At 58.0% G+C, this 16,913-nt stretch carries 19 protein-coding genes; 14 read left to right on the forward strand and 5 right to left on the reverse strand.

Going from position 1 to position 16,913, the window contains the following annotated elements:
• Positions 1–2: 2 nt before the first annotated feature.
• The 9 genes from paaE (at position 3) to paaY (ending at position 8,638) form a co-directional block, all read left to right on the forward strand.
• Positions 3–1,073, forward strand: a complete 1,071-nt coding sequence (gene paaE, locus IM273_RS16725; RefSeq protein ID WP_193050070.1) for a 1,2-phenylacetyl-CoA epoxidase subunit PaaE — start codon at positions 3–5, stop codon at positions 1,071–1,073.
• Entirely contained in the window at positions 1,070–1,837 is a 768-nt protein-coding gene (gene paaF / locus IM273_RS16730; RefSeq protein ID WP_028013031.1) for a 2,3-dehydroadipyl-CoA hydratase PaaF, read from the forward strand. Before paaE ends, paaF begins: the two co-directional genes overlap by 4 nt.
• Positions 1,837–2,625, forward strand: a complete 789-nt coding sequence (paaG, locus tag IM273_RS16735; protein WP_193050173.1) for a 2-(1,2-epoxy-1,2-dihydrophenyl)acetyl-CoA isomerase PaaG — start codon at positions 1,837–1,839, stop codon at positions 2,623–2,625. Before paaF ends, paaG begins: the two co-directional genes overlap by 1 nt.
• Before the next feature lies 1 nt (position 2,626).
• Entirely contained in the window at positions 2,627–4,051 is a 1,425-nt protein-coding gene (gene paaH, locus IM273_RS16740; protein WP_193050069.1) for a 3-hydroxyacyl-CoA dehydrogenase PaaH, read from the forward strand.
• Positions 4,041–4,463, forward strand: a complete 423-nt coding sequence (gene paaI / locus IM273_RS16745) for a hydroxyphenylacetyl-CoA thioesterase PaaI (RefSeq protein ID WP_028013034.1) — start codon at positions 4,041–4,043, stop codon at positions 4,461–4,463. Before paaH ends, paaI begins: the two co-directional genes overlap by 11 nt.
• The gene (gene pcaF, locus IM273_RS16750) at positions 4,463–5,668 is read left to right on the forward strand and encodes a 3-oxoadipyl-CoA thiolase (RefSeq protein ID WP_193050068.1); all 1,206 of its coding nucleotides are present in this window, start codon (positions 4,463–4,465) and stop codon (positions 5,666–5,668) included. Before paaI ends, pcaF begins: the two co-directional genes overlap by 1 nt.
• A 27-nt stretch (positions 5,669–5,695) precedes the next feature.
• Complete coding sequence (paaK, locus tag IM273_RS16755) at positions 5,696–7,012, forward strand: phenylacetate--CoA ligase PaaK (protein WP_193050067.1); 1,317 nt, start codon at positions 5,696–5,698, stop codon at positions 7,010–7,012.
• 84 nt (positions 7,013–7,096) lie between these two features.
• The gene (gene paaX / locus IM273_RS16760) at positions 7,097–8,032 is read left to right on the forward strand and encodes a phenylacetic acid degradation operon negative regulatory protein PaaX (RefSeq protein WP_021241337.1); all 936 of its coding nucleotides are present in this window, start codon (positions 7,097–7,099) and stop codon (positions 8,030–8,032) included.
• 9 nt (positions 8,033–8,041) lie between these two features.
• Complete coding sequence (paaY, locus tag IM273_RS16765) at positions 8,042–8,638, forward strand: phenylacetic acid degradation protein PaaY (protein WP_028013037.1); 597 nt, start codon at positions 8,042–8,044, stop codon at positions 8,636–8,638.
• Here paaY and IM273_RS16770 read toward each other — a convergent pair.
• Complete coding sequence (locus IM273_RS16770; protein WP_193050066.1) at positions 8,547–9,818, reverse strand: serine hydrolase; 1,272 nt, start codon at positions 9,816–9,818, stop codon at positions 8,547–8,549. The two genes, paaY and IM273_RS16770, sit on opposite strands and share 92 nt — an antisense overlap.
• 136 nt (positions 9,819–9,954) lie before the next feature.
• Between IM273_RS16770 and IM273_RS16775 the strand changes: the two genes are divergently transcribed.
• The gene (locus IM273_RS16775; protein WP_028013039.1) at positions 9,955–10,437 is read left to right on the forward strand and encodes a glutathione peroxidase; all 483 of its coding nucleotides are present in this window, start codon (positions 9,955–9,957) and stop codon (positions 10,435–10,437) included.
• A 117-nt stretch (positions 10,438–10,554) separates the two neighbouring features.
• Here IM273_RS16775 and IM273_RS16780 read toward each other — a convergent pair whose 3' ends face one another.
• On the reverse strand, positions 10,555–11,346 hold the full coding sequence (locus IM273_RS16780) for a sulfite exporter TauE/SafE family protein (RefSeq protein ID WP_032674705.1): 792 nt from the start codon (positions 11,344–11,346) through the stop codon (positions 10,555–10,557).
• A gap of 109 nt (positions 11,347–11,455) precedes the next feature.
• Between IM273_RS16780 and IM273_RS16785 the strand changes: the two genes are divergently transcribed.
• The gene (locus tag IM273_RS16785) at positions 11,456–12,250 is read left to right on the forward strand and encodes a helix-turn-helix domain-containing protein (RefSeq protein ID WP_028013041.1); all 795 of its coding nucleotides are present in this window, start codon (positions 11,456–11,458) and stop codon (positions 12,248–12,250) included.
• 53 nt (positions 12,251–12,303) lie between these two features.
• Here IM273_RS16785 and IM273_RS16790 read toward each other — a convergent pair whose 3' ends face one another.
• Together IM273_RS16790 and IM273_RS16795 are read right to left on the reverse strand one after the other, a co-directional pair.
• Positions 12,304–12,924, reverse strand: a complete 621-nt coding sequence (locus IM273_RS16790) for a LysE family translocator (RefSeq protein WP_193050065.1) — start codon at positions 12,922–12,924, stop codon at positions 12,304–12,306.
• Between the two features lie 127 nt (positions 12,925–13,051).
• Positions 13,052–13,654, reverse strand: coding sequence for a helix-turn-helix domain-containing protein (locus tag IM273_RS16795; RefSeq protein ID WP_048998449.1), 603 nt, complete (start codon positions 13,652–13,654; stop codon positions 13,052–13,054).
• 43 nt (positions 13,655–13,697) lie between these two features.
• Between IM273_RS16795 and IM273_RS16800 the strand changes: the two genes are divergently transcribed.
• Positions 13,698–14,393, forward strand: coding sequence for a B3/4 domain-containing protein (locus IM273_RS16800; protein WP_193050064.1), 696 nt, complete (start codon positions 13,698–13,700; stop codon positions 14,391–14,393).
• Between the two features lie 21 nt (positions 14,394–14,414).
• Entirely contained in the window at positions 14,415–15,308 is an 894-nt protein-coding gene (locus tag IM273_RS16805; protein WP_126326048.1) for a dihydrodipicolinate synthase family protein, read from the forward strand.
• 45 nt (positions 15,309–15,353) lie between these two features.
• Here the strand turns inward: IM273_RS16805 and IM273_RS16810 are convergent, their stop codons facing one another.
• Positions 15,354–15,791 (reverse strand): VOC family protein, encoded by a 438-nt coding sequence (locus IM273_RS16810; RefSeq protein ID WP_193050063.1) that lies wholly within the window; start codon positions 15,789–15,791, stop codon positions 15,354–15,356.
• Between the two features lie 185 nt (positions 15,792–15,976).
• Here IM273_RS16810 and IM273_RS16815 point away from each other — a divergent pair, with 185 nt between their 5' ends.
• Positions 15,977–16,903 carry a LysR substrate-binding domain-containing protein gene (locus IM273_RS16815; protein ID WP_045261411.1) on the forward strand — a complete coding sequence of 309 codons (927 nt, stop codon included), beginning with the start codon at positions 15,977–15,979 and terminating at the stop codon, positions 16,901–16,903.
• The last annotated feature ends 10 nt before the right edge of the window (positions 16,904–16,913 follow it).

A 16,913-nucleotide genomic window follows, 5' to 3' on the forward strand; every position in this document is an offset into this window, starting at 1 on the left:
CCATGACAACGTTTCATTCATTAACAGTGGCAAAAGTGGAACCTGAAACCCGCGACGCGGTAACCATCACCTTCGCGGTGCCGGAGGCGTTGCACGAGGCCTACCGCTTCCGCCCCGGCCAGCACCTGACCCTGAAAACGACGCTGGGCGAAGATGAGCTGCGCCGCTGCTACTCCATCTGCCGCAGCACCGCGCCGGGTGAGATCAGCGTGGCGGTCAAAGCCATCGACGGTGGGCGCTTTTCCCGCTATGCCCGGGATGAGATCAAAGCGGGCATGGCGCTGGAGGTGATGGTTCCTCAAGGGCAGTTTGGCTACCAGCCGCAGCCTGAACGTGAAGGCCACTACCTGGCAATTGCCGCAGGCTCCGGGATCACCCCGATGCTGGCGATTATCTCCGCCACGCTTTCGATCGAATCCAACAGCCATTTCACCCTGATCTACGGCAACCGCAGCAGCCAGAGCATGATGTTCCGCCAGGCGCTGGCGGACCTGAAGGACAAATACCCGCAGCGGCTGCAGCTGGTCTCCATCTTCAGCCAGGAGCGGCTGGACAGCGACCTGCTCTTTGGACGCATCGACGGGGAAAAGCTGCAGGCGCTGGCGAAAACCCTGATCAACTTCTGCCAGTATGACGAGGCCTTCATCTGCGGTCCGTCGGCGATGATGGACGACGCCGAAGCGACGCTGAAAGCGCTGGGGATGCCGGAAAAATCCATTCACCTTGAGCGCTTTAACACCTCCGGAATCACCGTTAAGCGCGCGGCGCACGTGCAGGCGGAAGGGCAGAAAGTGACCGTGCGCCAGGACGGGCGCGACCGTGAAATCACCCTGACGGCGGACGACGAAAGCATTCTTGATGCCGCCCTGCGGCAGGGGGCGGATCTTCCGTATGCCTGCAAGGGCGGCGTGTGCGCCACCTGCAAATGCAAAGTGCTGCGCGGCAAGGTGGACATGGCAACCAACTACAGCCTGGAGCCGGACGAGCTGGCCGCCGGGTACGTACTGAGCTGTCAGTCGCTGCCGTTAACCGCCGACGTGATTGTCGACTTTGACGCGAAGGGGATGGCATGAGCGAACTGATTGTTACCCGTCATGGCCGCGTGCTGCAGCTGACGCTGAACCGTCCGGCGGCGCGCAACGCCCTTAACAATGCGCTGCTGGCGCAGCTTGCGGAACAGCTTGAGGCTGCCGCCGTGGATGCCGACATCGCCGTCTGCGTGATTTACGGCAGCGAGCGCTGCTTTGCCGCCGGGGCCGATCTCAACGAAATGGCGGAGAAGGACCTGCCCGCCACCCTGAATGATATCCGCCCGCAGCTATGGGCGCGCATTAACGCGTTTAACAAACCGCTGATTGCTGCCGTGAACGGCTTCGCGCTGGGCGCAGGCTGCGAGCTGGCGCTGCTGTGCGACGTGATCATTGCTGGCGATAACGCCCGTTTCGGCCTGCCGGAAATCACGCTGGGCATCATGCCCGGCGCGGGCGGCACCCAGCGTCTTATCCGCAGCGTCGGTAAATCCCTGGCCAGCAAAATGGTGCTGACCGGCGAGAGCATTACCGCAGAGCAGGCGCTGAGCGCCGGGCTGGTGAGCGATCTCTTCCCGGCGTCTCTGACACTGGAGTACGCCCTGAAGCAGGCGGCGCTGATGGCGCGCCACTCTCCGCTTGCGCTGCAGGCGGCGAAGCAGGCGCTGCGCCAGTCGCAGGAGGTGCCGCTGCAGGCCGGGCTCGCCCAGGAGCGCCAGCTGTTTACGCTGCTTTCCGCCACCGAAGACCGCCGGGAAGGTATCTACGCCTTCTTACAAAAACGCACCCCCGACTTTAAAGGACGCTAATTGTGGAATTTATTCTCAGTCACGTAGAACAGGGCGTAATGACCATTACGCTGAACCGTCCGGAGCGTCTGAACAGCTTTAACGACGTGATGCACCAGCAGCTTGCCGATTGCCTGAAGCAGGCCGAACGCGATGACGCCATCCGCTGCCTGCTGATCACCGGGGCAGGACGCGGGTTCTGCGCCGGTCAGGATCTGAACGACCGTAACGTCGACCCCAACGGCCCGGCGCCGGATCTGGGGATGTCCGTGGAAACCTTCTACAACCCGCTGGTGCGCCGCCTGGCAAAGCTGCCGAAGCCGGTCATCTGCGCGGTTAACGGGGTGGCGGCTGGCGCGGGAGCTACGCTGGCGCTCGGCTGTGACATGGTGATTGCCGCCCGGTCGGCCAACTTCGTGATGGCCTTCAGCAAGCTCGGCCTGGTGCCGGACTGCGGCGGCACGTGGCTGCTGCCGCGCGTGGCCGGACGCGCCCGCGCCATGGGGCTGGCGCTGCTCGGGGACAAACTCAGCGCCGAGCAGGCGCAGGCGTGGGGGATGATCTGGCAGGTGGTGGACGACGACCAGCTCTCCGCCACGGCGCAGCAGATGGCGCTGCACTTTGCCTCGCAGCCGACCTTCGGCCTGGGCCTGATCAAGCTGGCGATCAATGCTGCGGAAACCAACAGCCTCGACGCGCAGCTTGACCTGGAGCGCGACTATCAGCGTCTGGCCGGTCGCAGCGACGACTACCGCGAGGGCGTCAGCGCTTTCCTCGCGAAGCGCGCGCCTAACTTTACGGGGAAATAAGATGCTCAACATACGGACTGTCGCCGTGATTGGCAGCGGCACGATGGGCGCGGGGATTGCAGAAGTGGCGGCCAGTCACGGGCATCAGGTGCTGCTCTACGATATTTCCAGCGATGCGATATCCCGTGCTATCGAGGGGATCCGCCAGCGTCTGGCCTCCCGGGTGACGCGCGGAAAACTCTCCGCCGATGCCGGGAGCCAGATCCTCGCCCGGCTGCTTCCCGTCACGGATATCACCGCGCTCTCCGTCGCCGAACTGGTGATTGAAGCGGCCTCGGAACGGCTGGAGGTGAAAAAGGCGCTCTTTTCGCAGCTGGCGGAAATCTGCCCGCCGCAGACGGTGCTGACCAGCAATACCTCTTCGATCTCCGTCACGGCGATTGCTGCGGACATCCACCATCCTGAGCGCGTCGCCGGGCTGCACTTCTTCAACCCGGCGCCGGTCATGAAGCTGGTGGAGGTGGTGAGCGGGCTGGCAACCTCCCCGGAAGTGGCCGACGCGCTGTGCGAGCTGGCGCTGAACTGGGGCAAGCAGCCCGTGCGCTGCCAGTCGACGCCGGGGTTCATCGTCAACCGCGTCGCGCGTCCGTTCTATTCCGAGGCCTGGCGCGCGCTGGAAGAGCAGGTGGCCGCGCCGGAGGTGATTGACGCCGCCCTGCGCGAAGGCGGCGGCTTCCCGATGGGCCCGCTGGAGCTGACCGACATGATTGGTCAGGACGTGAACTTCGCGGTGACCTGCTCGGTATTTAACGCCTTCTGGCAGGAGCGTCGTTTTCTGCCCTCGCTGGTGCAGCAGGAGCTGGTGCTGGCAGGCAGGCTGGGCAAAAAAAGCGGGAAGGGCGTTTATGACTGGCAGGGCGACAGGCCCGGGGTGCGCTGGGCTGATACCGTGAACGACAGCTACAGCCCGATGCGCGTGGAAAAAAGACGTGGCGGTGTCACGGAAATTGATGATGTGTACCTGATTGAAACGCAGGGCGAAACCGCGCAGGCCCTGGCGCTGCGGCTTAACGGCCCGGTGGTGGTGGTGGACCGCATCGAGCGCGATGTCGCGGTCATCGCCGCAGCCGCCAGCAACCCGCATACGGCGACGCAAAAGGCCATCCGCTTCCTGCAGCAGCAGGGGCTTCGGGTGGTGCAGATTGCCGATTATCCCGGCCTGCTGGTCTGGCGCACGGTGGCGATGATTGCCAACGAAGCGCTGGATGCTCTGCAAAAAGGGGTCGCCAGCGAGAAGGACATTGATACCGCCATGCGCCTGGGCGTCAACTACCCGAGCGGGCCGATCGCCTGGGGCGAGCGTCTGGGCTGGCAGCGCCTGCTGACGCTGCTGGAGAACCTGCAGCGTCATTACGGCGAAGAACGCTATCGCCCCTGTTCCCTGCTGCGCCAGCGCGCGCTTCTGGAGAGTAGCTATGAGTCATAACGCCTGGCACAACGCCCGCGCCATGTATGAACGGGACGCCTGCGCGCAGGCGATGGGGATGGACATTGTCGATATGGACGACGGCTACGCGGTGGTGTCCATGACCATCACCCCGCAGATGCTCAACGGCCACCAAACCTGCCACGGCGGACAGCTGTTTTCGCTGGCAGACACCGCCTTTGCCTACGCCTGCAACAGTCAGGGGCTGGCGGCGGTGGCCTCCGGCTGTTCGATTGACTTTCTGCGTCCGGGCTTTGCCGGGGACACGCTCACCGCCACCGCGCGGGTGAAGCATCAGGGCAGGCTGACCGGCGTGTACGACATTGAAATTCAGAACCAGCAACAGAAAACCGTCGCCCTTTTTCGCGGAAAATCTCACCGCATCGGCGGCAATGTGACAGGAGAGGCCTGATGCGTGACGCATTTATTTGTGATGGCGTTCGAACCCCGGTGGGGCGCTACGGCGGGGCGCTTTCCGCCGTTCGGACTGACGATCTCGGCGCCGTGCCGCTGCGCGCGTTGCTGGCACGCTATCCGCAGCTTGATCTGGAGCGGATTGACGACGTGATCTTCGGCTGCGCGAACCAGGCGGGTGAAGATAACCGCAACGTGGCGCGTATGTCGTCGCTGCTGGCCGGGCTGCCGCAGACGGTGTCCGGAACCACCATTAACCGCCTGTGCGGGTCGGGGCTGGACGCGATTGGTTTTGCCGCACGCGCCATTAAGGCGGGCGACGGGGACCTGCTGATTGCGGGCGGCGTAGAGTCCATGTCCCGCGCGCCGTTTGTGATGGGCAAAGCCACCGCCGCGTTCCAGCGACAGGCGGAGATCTTTGATACCACCATCGGCTGGCGATTTGTGAATCCGCTCATGCATCAGCAATTCGGAACTGACAGCATGCCGGAAACGGCAGAGAATGTAGCGGAATTGTTAAATATCAGCCGTGCCGATCAGGACGCGTTCGCGCTGCGCAGCCAGCAGCGTACCGCGCAGGCGCAGCAGAATGGCATTCTGGCGCAGGAGATTGTGTCGGTGCAGGTGCCGGGGAAAAAAGGGGCGGTCCACGAGTTCAGCGAGGATGAACATCCCCGCGCGGACACCACGCTTGAGCAGCTTGCCGGGCTAAAAACGCCGTTCCGAAGGAACGGGGTGGTCACGGCGGGAAATGCCTCCGGCGTCAACGACGGCGCAGCGGCGCTGATCGTCGCCAGCGAGCAGATGGCGCTGGCGCAGGGGCTGGTCCCGCGCACGCGGATCGTGGCGATGGCGACGGCAGGCGTGGAGCCACGTCTGATGGGACTCGGCCCGGTACCGGCCACGCGCAAGGTGCTGGAGCGCGCCGGACTCAGCATTAACGAGATGGACGTGATCGAGCTTAACGAAGCTTTCGCCGCGCAGGCGCTGGGCGTGCTGCGTCAGTTGGGATTGCCGGATGATGCCGCGCACGTGAACCCGAACGGTGGCGCGATAGCGATTGGCCACCCGCTGGGGATGAGCGGCGCCAGACTGGCGCTGGCCGCGAGTAACGAACTGCACCGACGCGGCGGGCGCTACGCGCTGTGTACGATGTGCATCGGTGTGGGTCAGGGCATTGCCATGATCCTTGAGCGTGTTTGAGCATAAAAACAATGTGAGTACCCTACAATGACAAATACAACAAAGCTTGATCCGATTGAAACGGCCTCCCTTGACGAACTGCAGGCGCTGCAGACCGCGCGTCTGAAATGGACGCTGCACCATGCCTATAACAACGTGCCGATGTACAAACGCAAGTTTGACGCTGCGGGCGTTCACCCTGACGATTTCAGCGAGCTGGCGGATATCCGTAAGTTCCCGTGCACCACCAAGCAGGACCTGCGGGATAACTACCCGTTTGATACCTTTGCCGTGCCGATGGAGCAGGTGGTGCGCATTCACGCGTCATCCGGCACCACCGGCAAACCGACCGTTGTCGGCTACACGCAGGGTGACATCGACAACTGGGCCAACCTGGTGGCCCGCTCCCTGCGCGCTGCGGGCGGCAGCGCGAAGGACAAAATTCACGTGGCCTATGGCTATGGCCTGTTTACCGGCGGGCTGGGCGCGCACTACGGCGCCGAGCGTTTGGGGGCGACGGTGATCCCGATGTCCGGCGGCCAGACAGAGAAACAGGCGCAGCTGATCCGTGATTTCCAGCCGGACATGATCATGGTGACACCGTCCTACTGCCTCAACCTGATTGAGGAGCTGGAGCGCCAGATGGGCGGCGACGCCAGCACCTGCTCACTGCGCGTTGGCGTTTTCGGCGCGGAGCCGTGGACGCAGGCCATGCGTCGCGAAATCGAAAAACGCTTAGGCATTACGGCGCTGGATATTTATGGCCTCTCCGAGGTGATGGGGCCGGGCGTGGCGATGGAGTGTATCGAAACCGCCGACGGGCCAACCATCTGGGAAGATCATTTCTACCCGGAGATCGTCAACCCGAACGACGGCACGCCGCTGGATGACGGCCAGCAGGGCGAACTGCTGTTCACCACGCTGACCAAAGAGGCGCTGCCGGTGATCCGCTACCGAACCCGCGACCTGACGCGTCTGCTGCCGGCAACCGCGCGCAGTATGCGCCGTATGGACCGGATCAGCGGCCGCAGCGACGATATGCTGATCATCCGCGGCGTCAACGTTTTCCCGTCGCAGCTGGAAGAGGAGATCGTGAAGTTCGAACACCTTTCTCCGCACTATCAGCTGGAGGTGAACCGTCGTGGGCATCTTGATTCACTTTCCGTGAAGGTGGAGCTGAAAGAGAGCAGCTTAACGCTGACGCACGAGCAGCGTTGCCAGGTGTGCCACCAGCTGCGCCACCGCATAAAGTCGATGGTCGGGATTTCCACCGACGTGATGATTGTGAACTGCGGCAGCATCCCGCGCTCGGAGGGGAAAGCCTGCCGGGTGTTTGATCTGCGTAAAGTTGCGGCTAACGGTTAAAACACCTGGCCATCTCCCCTTTGGGGAGAGGGCCAGGGTGAGGGACTTATGCTATGATTCATCCAGGACAAAAATAACAACAGAATGAATCACATGAATAAACTCGATGCCTTTATCCAGCACGCGGTCAGCTCGGTTCCCGTCAGCGGAACGTCGCTTATCTCCTCGTTATACGGTGACGCGCTTTCCCACCGCGGCGGCGAGATTTGGCTCGGCAGCCTGGCCGCCTTACTGGAAGGCATGGGATTTGGCGAGCGCTTCGTGCGCACCGCGCTGTTTCGCCTCAACAAAGAGGGCTGGCTGGACGTCTCCCGCATCGGGCGGCGCAGCTTTTACCGCCTGAGCGATAAGGGGCTACGGCTGACGCGTCGCGCGGAGAATAAGATTTATCGCGCAGAGCTGCCCGCCTGGGACGGCAAATGGCTGCTGCTGCTTTCCGAAGGGCTGGATAAAACTACGCTCGCGGATGTGAAAAAACAGCTCATCTGGCAAGGATTTGGCACGCTGGCACCGAGCCTGATGGCCTCGCCGTCCCAGCATCTGGCGGACGTGCAGTCCCTGCTTCACGATGCCGGCGTGGCGGAAAACGTGATCTTCTTTGAAGCCCACTCGCCGCTGGCGCTCTCCCGCGCCGCGCTGCGTTCGCGGGTGGAAGAGTGCTGGCAGTTAACCGAGCAAAACGCGATGTACGAGTCGTTTATTAACTCGTTCCGCCCGCTGCTGCCGTTGCTGAAGGAGGCCGCGCCGGAGGAACTGACGCCGGAGCGCTGCTTCCAGATCCAGCTGCTGCTGATTCACTTTTATCGCCGCGTGGTGCTGAAAGACCCACTGTTGCCGGAGGAGTTACTGCCCGCGCACTGGGCGGGGCAAAGCGCCCGACAGCTCTGCATTAATATCTATCAGCGTGTCGCGCCGGGGGCGCTGGCGTTTGTCAGCGAGAAGGGCGAAACCTCCGTGGGCGAACTGCCCGTGCCCGGCACGCTCTACTATCAACGCTTTGGTGGTCTTACAAGCGCATAAGGAGTGAAGATGCCAGTTTATCAAATTGACGGTCTGACGCCGGTGGTACCTGACGAGAGCTATGTTCACCCAACGGCGGTGCTGATTGGCGACGTAATTCTGGGTAAAGGCGTTTATGTTGGCCCTAATGCCAGCCTGCGCGGTGATTTTGGCCGTATCGTGGTGAAAGATGGCGCGAACATTCAGGATAATTGCGTGATGCACGGTTTCCCGGAGCAGGACACGGTGGTGGAGGAAGAGGGGCATATCGGCCACAGCGCCATCCTGCACGGCTGCATCATCCGCCGCAACGCGCTGGTGGGTATGAACGCGGTGGTGATGGACGGGGCAGTGATTGGTGAAAACAGCATCGTCGGCGCGGCGGCGTTCGTGAAGGCGAAAGCGGAGATGCCTGCCAACCACTTGATTATTGGCAGCCCGGCGAAAGCGATTCGCGAGCTGAGCGAGCAGGAGATGGCGTGGAAGCGGCAGGGCACGCGGGAGTATCAGGTGCTGGTGGAGCGCTGCAAGCTAACTATGCACCAGGTTGAGCCGCTGCGCGAGGCTGAGCCTGACCGGAAACGGCTGGCGTTTGACGAGAACTTAAGGCCGAAGTCGGCGATGTAGCGGTAAGGCCGTCTTTTTTCGCCATATCCATCAGTAGCGCGATGCCAATATAGTTGCTCCAGTTAAAGATATTTTGCAGCACCACCACCGCATTGCCTTTCTCTTTGTCATAGCCGATGAAGCTGGAGTAGCCGCCGATATAGCCGACCTGATAGGTGATTTTTTCCAGACCGATAAAGTCGGTGGTCCAGGCAATGCCCTGCACCCCGTCGGGGCGTTGAATATCGGTATTTCTGACTTCGTCAAAGACGCTGTCCAGCAAGGGATTGTGGGTCGTAGAGACGTGATAGCGGGCATAGGCCGCCAGATCTTCGGCGTTACTGTACAGGCTTGCCGCCGCCACCATGTTGTTGGAAAAATGCCAGTCTGGCGTCAGTTGCCCGCGCGGGATGAATTTTGGCTGATCGCCCGCGTGGCCGAGCGCCCGCTGGGGGTATCCTTTGAGCTTCTGGGGCGTAAAGCTGCTGTTAACCATGTGCAGCGGACGGAAAATATAGCGTGACGCTAAACTTTGTATATCTTCGCCGGTTTTGTGCTTCAGGATATAGCCAATCAGGGCGTAGCCGGTATTGGAGTATTGCGGCGTTTTATCTCTCGGCGCGCGCCAGTTCGCCAGATAACGCAGCACATTATCGCTGTCCAGTTCACCGTAGAAATTATCACCCGTGCCTAAGTAGCGGATGAATTTTCCGAGCATCGGAACATCCATATTCTGGCGCGGAAGGCCGGAGGTGTGGGTTACCAGCTCCAGCAGGGTGATTTTTTGTGCATCCTTACTTAGCGGCGTTCCCGGCGGTAGCAATGTCGCCAGGCTGTCGTTCCAGTTCAGTTGCCCCTCACTCACCAGACAGGCCACCACTTCCGCCGTGATCCCTTTGCTGAGCGAGCCGAGCGCAAACAGGGTATCGGGCCTGACCGGGTAGCGGTTGACCGCATCGGTAACGCCCCAGGTGTAAAACTGAGGTGAGCCGTGATTATGGATTACCGCGACCGTCATTCCTGGAACGGACTTTTGCGCCATGTAGTGACGCACCACGCTGTCAACGTCGCCATCCAGCGATTCATGGGTGAGGAGTTCCTGGGTACCTTCCGGGGAGGACATTTGCGAGAGCGTGCCACAACCGCTGAGGAATGGGATAGCAAGCAGAAGCCAGCGAATTTTTTTTGTGATGTTCTGCATACCTGATAGCGAGTGTGGTGGTCATTGGCGCGGCGGGAATGTATCACAAATAGCCTGTTTGAATGTAAACTTTCTGTACGGAGGCCGCCGCGTGGGTGGTCATAGCAGCTTTTCGGCCTGCTTTGAGGATTTCAGCATGACACGCTTTCATCAGCTTACCGCCACCCGCCTGGATGGCAGTCTTATCTCAATGGCCGACTATGCGGGGAAGGTGGTTTTGGTCGTCAATACCGCCAGCCAGTGCGGCTTTACGCCTCAGTATGCGGGTCTCGAAGCGCTATACAAGAAATACGCCGAACAAGGGTTAGTGGTGCTGGGCTTCCCCTGCAACCAGTTCGGTAAGCAGGAACCCGGCGACGCCGATGAAATCTCAAAGACCTGTTACATTAACTACGGCGTCAGTTTTCCCATGTTCGGGAAAGTTGAGGTCAATGGCGCTGAAGCACATCCGATGTTTCGTTATCTGAAAAGCGAATTGCCCGGCGTGCTGGGTGGGCGGATCAAGTGGAACTTTACCAAGTTCCTGGTCGGACGCGACGGAAAGCCGCTCAAGCGTTTTGCACCGATGACGACGCCAGAGAAAATGGAGGGGGCAATTGTTGCGGCACTGGGAAGGTGAGTGTTTTTGTCGCCAGAGCCATCCATTTGCCGGGTATAGCCGAAATTCATTATGTCCGCTCTGTGCCAGGAGCGGACGTTGGTACAGGTAGCCCAGTAGTCGCCGCGATGGATGGGTTTACTGGAGCAGCATCGCCAGTAGCACCAGGCACAGCAGTATTACATAGATTCGTGCGTGCCATATGTCAGGTAAAGCAGGTATAACCCGACGGCTAAAAACTATTCCAGCCCAGCCCGTCAGTACCAACAGGCCTAAAATTTTCAGGCTGATAAAACCGAGAAATCCGCTCACCGGAATATTTTGCCAACCAATGACCGCATACGTCACGGCACCACACAGCGCGACAGGCAGAGAAAGCGGGTTAGAAGCGCTAATACATTCACCCATCGCATAGCCGTGTCGCCGTAATAATGGCACTGTCATCACGCTGCCACCCACGCCCAGCAATGCGGCTATCATGCCGATGATCACTCCGCCGCCCGTTACCACAGAAAGTGACAAGCGACGCGGGGAACTGCAGCTAAAAAAACCTTTGCGCAACAAACAATCGCCAATGGTTACCAGCATATAAAGAATGAACAGTGCGCGAACAATATTCTCGCTGAAGACTCCCGCCAGACAGGAACCCACGACAGCCCCGATGGCGATAAACCATAATAATGGGAACAATGTCTGCGCTGAAAGTTTGCCGGCGCGCCAGTTTCGGTAGCTGACCCAGCCCGCGTTAAAAATCATCACCGCCGTTGAGGTAGCAACCGCGATATGCATGGCGTTTCCTGCCAGCTCAGACTGCCGCAGCATCAGTTGATAAACAAATGGCACCACGACAAAACCGCCCCCAAAACCAAAGAGCACCGTGGTGATACCGGTAGTAAAGCCTGCCAGTGCAATAATTGCGATATCGTTCAAGAGAATATCCCCGACCTGAAAATGAGCGAGCAGCTTATACCGGTAGCATCCTGCTTCCCATTTGCGCAGCGCTCAATTACCTTTGTAAATCGTTCAGATGGAGACCGGTGTGCGCAACGTAAAAATTGAAGATGTCGATAAGCTCGATCGTGAAGTTGTGGCGTTAGGCAATGACTATGCGCAGGGATTTATACTGCCACAACACCAACATCGCCGCGCGCAGCTGCTGTATGGTGCAACGGGTCTCATGTACGTCTCAACCTGTAACGGAGAGTGGGTTGTTCCCCCACAACATGCAGTATGGATCCCACCCGAAACCCCTCACGCTGTCCGGTTTGTAGGTGTGACCACGCGTAGCTTATATATTGAACCAACATGCGTGACGGGATCGATTAAGTATCGACACTGTAAGGTGATCAGCGTATCGCCATTGTTACGTCAGTTGTTGCTTGATGCCGTGGATTTGCCGCTGATGTATGACAGCGCACGCGACCGTGCGCTGGTAAATCTGCTGTTACTGGAACTGGCGGAAATGCCGGTTCGCGAATTCGATATTCCGCTGCCACAACATCCGGCTCTGTTGGCTCTTTGTCAGGCGTTTTTACTCAACCCCTCAATCCATGATCCTGCTGAGCGCTGGGCCAGTACGCTGTTTATGAGCGCCAGTACCTTTCGTCGACTTTTCTTACGGCAAACCGGCATGTCATTTTCTGCATGGCGACAGCGAGCCTGTGTCGTCAGTGCGCTGACGTTGCTGATAACAGGTAAACCGGTGAATGAAGTGGCACTCACTCTCGGATACGACAATGCATCATCTTTCGCCACGATGTTCCGCCGTGTCACGGGACAGCCGCCTTCGTATTATCGGCTTGATTTCAAAAGCTTCACAGGGCACCGTTCATAACATCAGTTATGTGACCACAGCGGACGTTCTGAGCTGTGTTAGCGTTAATCAGGTTATCTTGTGCTGAGTGCAAGTTTAGCCGCAAAGCACAAAAACAATCCTCCTGTAGCTCTGTCCATTCCCCTGACAACACTGCTTTTCTTCAGTATGGCTGATGCAAAGTGAGTGGATAAAATGAGCGTGACTGACCACATTGTCCCTATTGCGACATGAATGCTGACAAGTATAAAAGTCCATACAAAGGGGGAATGTCCGGCAGGTATGAATTGAGGTAAAAAAGAGACATAGAAAATACCCATTTTAGGATTGAGTACATTTCCCAGCATTCCTTTTATAAACCAGTTCCCCGCTGAAGGATTAACGCCATCGCCGTGATTGAAAGATGAACGTGGCCGCCTCATCAGTTGCAAACCCAGCCAGCAAAGGTAAGTCGCACCACAAATTTTCAGCATGGTATAAGCGAGTTCTGACACCGCCAGCAGCGCTCCCAGTCCCAGCGCAACGAGTGCGCCCCAGATAAAACAGCCAGCATCAATTCCAAGAGCTGCCTGAAAAGCCTTCTTTCCACCTTCAGCACATGCCGTTCGTAGAATGAGTGCCGTATCCAGGCCCGGAGTGAGGGTGAGCAGTAGTGCCGCGAGAGAGAAGGCAAGGAGAGAATCAGTAACAGACATTTTCTTTATCCGAAAGAGTGGATGTTACCCCCTTACTTTGCGCCAATCAATTAGACAAAGGCAGTTATGTGAATAAATTGTAAATTGCTTTAATGAGAAAAGCCCTGCTGGCATACCGGGCTACAACTCAGGACGCTTTCTCATGCACTGTCATGATGAATACCAATGGGTCCTTCTCCCGGTTTTCATAGAAATGAGGAACGTCCGTTCTGGCAGTTGCCGAACAGCCAGTTTTTACCTGATACACGTGATCCTGTACGCCGAGTGTGAGCGTGCCCGACTGAACATAAAACAGTTCTAGCGTTCCTTCCGCGTGGCCGGGTGACGCAAACTTTTCCCCGGGCTGCATTTCCCACATCCAGAGCTCGGTCATATCAGGGCCACCCGATCCTGCGAGCAATCTTGCTCTCCCGCCTGTTTCACCTTGCCACAATTCTGGGATCTCATCTTCAGCAATGAGATGCACGGTCGGTTTGGCACTGACATCCACAAAATCAGCCACCGAAACCCCCATCGCGGCAGCCAGGCGACATAACAGGGCAATGCTGGGATTCGCCCGGCATCCCTCTATCTCAACCAACGCTCCCTTACTTACACCCGCCTGACGCGAGAGTTCATCAAGGGAGATTTTCTTTTGCTTACGATACAGTTTAATTCGCTGCGATACGGCTTCATTCACGGAGCTGGCGATCGAATTTGCATCGGTCATTAAATTGACTTTTTTGGTCATTGGTCATTATCATGGAATAAATTGGTCATTACAGGATTATCACGTGTTAACAGTATCTCCGTCAATTTCTCCTGAAATTTATCGTATTGCTCCCGGTTTTCGGGCGCTCAGTATCTGCGTAAAAGCTGCACCAGTGCTTAATCCCGGCACTGGAGAAACGGCGCTGCGAGAAGCCTGTGAGGCGGTTCTGGCCGGTGAGCCTGCCTGGGCGGAATCTCATCTGGCGGCATGGGCCGACGTTTTTCAAAAATTTGGGGCTAAACCTAAACGCACCCCTTGCTCAGCGGATGCGTTACGCAAGCGCGTCTTACGTGACGGAACGATGCCAGCGCTCGATCCTGTCGTTGATCTTTATAATGCCGTCAGTCTCCGCTATGCCGTTCCGGTTGGTGGAGAGGATCTCTCTGCCTATCAGGGGGCGCCGCGTCTGACTGTGGCAAAAGGAACAGAACCTTTTGATACGGTCAAAGAGGGAGAGACCACCGTTGAGTATCCTTCACAAGGCGAGGTTATCTGGTGTGATGATATCGGCGTGACCTGCCGTCGCTGGAACTGGCGACAGGGGATCAGAACCCGCTTAGGCGTGGAAGCGCAGCAAATGTGGTTCATTCTGGAGAGTCTCCCGCAGATGCCGCTGGAGATCCTTCACGAAGCCGGAAAAATGCTGACCGACGGCCTGGAAAAAATGATGCCCGGTCTGTGGTTTGACGTTGCTCTCATCGAAGAACCACAGCAGTAATATCCTTCAGGAGAAACATGTATGTTTACCGGCTTGTCGGCATTTCCATTAACCCCAGTCACCGCCAGCGGCGTGGATGAAAAGGGTTTCAGCCATATCCTTTCCCGTCTTACAGACGCTCGGGTTGATTCTATGGGCATCCTGGGGTCAACCGGAAGCTACGCCTATCTGACCCGGGAGCAGCGCAAGCGCGTAGCAACGCTGGCCAAACAGCATGCAGGGAACATCCCCGTGATGGTGTGTGTGGGAGCGGTCAGTACCGATGCCATTCTGCATCTGGCAGATGATGCACAGGCAGCTGGTGCGAATGCGCTGTTACTCCCGGCGGTCAGCTACCAGCCACTCCGTGACGAAGAAGTCTTCTCACTCTTTGAGACCGTTACCCGGCACGTGTCTGTACCGGTGTGTATCTATGATAATCCGGGCACGACGCATTTTACCTTTACGGATGAACTCCACGGTCGTCTCTCATCACTTGAGGGTGTTCGCTCGGTCAAGATCCCTGGCGTCCCGAATAGCCCCGCTGCAGCAACTGAGCGGGTGAAGGCGTTGCGTCAACATCTGCGCCGTGGCGTAACAATCGGTATCAGTGGCGACGCTTATGCGGGACTGGGATTAAACGCCGGTTGTGAAGTGTGGTATTCCGTGTGTGGCGGTCTGTTCCCTGAGATGGCGAAACAAATCACTGAAGCCGCGGCGGCAAACGATCGTCAACGCGTTACAGCCCTGACTACCCGCCTTGAGCCATTGTGGTCGCTGTTCCGTAAACATGGCGGAAGTATTCGCGTTATTGCCGCTGCGTCTGGCGTGCTTGGGCTTACCGACATGGATTGCCTGCCTCGCCCTCTGCAACCGTTGTCAGCTGGCGACATCGCGGATATTGCCCATGTGATAAGCACGCTGGAGCTGAAGTGATCTCCGCAGGACTGGGTGTCTACCGGTCCTTACCGCAAAATTATATTATTGAAGTGACTCTTCTTCGCCTGATAGCTTATCTGCATCAGGAGAATAATGCTGGCAAACGCACGCCAGTTTATGTCCGTCAGGATCGCGCAGATAGGCAACATAAAAGTCGGGGCCGTAGGCGGTTCGTGTACCGGGCACGCCTTCATTTTTCCCACCCGCACGGAGGCCCGCTGCATGGAAGCGTCTGACATTGTCCGCGTTATCTGCTCTGAAAGCGAACATTGTCCCGTTTCCCGCCGTCGCGGGTTGCTGGTCAAATGGAGGACAAATGCAGAAGCTAAATTCGTCATCCGGATGATTTTCGTTTCCCCACATTGCCCAGCTATCAGTCCAGGCGGGCAGACGTGTATAGCCCAGCACGTTAAAAATAGTGTCATAAAAGTTCACGGCGCGCTGAAAGTCATTTGTCCCAATCGTGATATAAGCCAGCACTTTAAATATCCTCTTTTCCGTCAGTCTGAACAGAGATTATCTCAAAGTAGCTATCTTCATCACCACCCAGGCCAGGATCATCGGCATGCCTCAACTGGAGCCTCGGCGATAAAAAATGTTGGCTGACGTCGCCGTGTGCCGATAATACAAAAACTGTATGATTACACCTTCCAAAAAGGGAATGTATGTCTTTACCGCCACTGTATGCGCTGCGCGCGTTCGAAGTTGCCGCACGGCTGAACTCGTTCAGCAAAGCGGCTGAAGTCCTGAATATCACGCCGGGGGCGGTCAGCAGGCATGTCCGCACGCTTGAGATGTGGTTCGACTGCGAGCTGTTTAAACGGCAGGGACCGAGAGTGGAGGTCAGCGACGCCGGGCGTATTCTGGCCGGGCAGCTTAGCGAAAGTTTCTCGAATATTGAGTGGGCCTGTCGCGCATTCAAAAGTGAAAACCATCTTCTGCGCCTCAAAGCCCCCAGCACCCTGACGATGCGATGGCTTCTCAATGTGCTTAAATCCTTTCGGGAGAATCATGCGAAGCCGAAAATCGAAATCGCCAGCGTCTGGATGGACTTCGACACGGTTGACTTCAGCCGCGAGCCCTACGATTGTGCGATCCTCCTCGGTAACGGCTATTTCGGCGAATCAACGGAGAGCAGGCTGCTGTTCAGCGAGTGGCTTATTCCGGTTTGTACGCCGTCTTTGCTGGAGCCTGCCCGGCATCAGCTTCCTGAGTGCGATCTTATTCATCCGTCACCGGACCGACGGGACTGGAAGCGCTGGCTGAAAAGGACGGGCTTATTCCCCGGCCTCGACATGAGCGGTGGGATCGTGTTCGACACCCTGGAGCAGGGAAGCCTTGCGGCCATGCACGGACACGGCGTGGCGATGGCCGATCTCCGGCTCACGCTCGACGCGCTGAAAAGCGGCCTGCTCGCGCTGCCCTTCCGGGAAGCTATAGCAACAGGGGACGGATACTATCTTGTCTGGCCGAAAAATTCGCTCAGAGGACAGAGTATTGAACGGTTGCTGGCCTGGCTTAACCTTAATTCGCCGGTCGTTCCTTCGCTGGATATCGTCTGTCTTGAGTATAATGAAAAGCGGCTGTCTTAAATTAAACAGG

The organism is Enterobacter cloacae complex sp. P13B (genome assembly GCF_014895915.1).
Lineage (GTDB): Bacteria > Pseudomonadota > Gammaproteobacteria > Enterobacterales > Enterobacteriaceae > Enterobacter > Enterobacter bugandensis.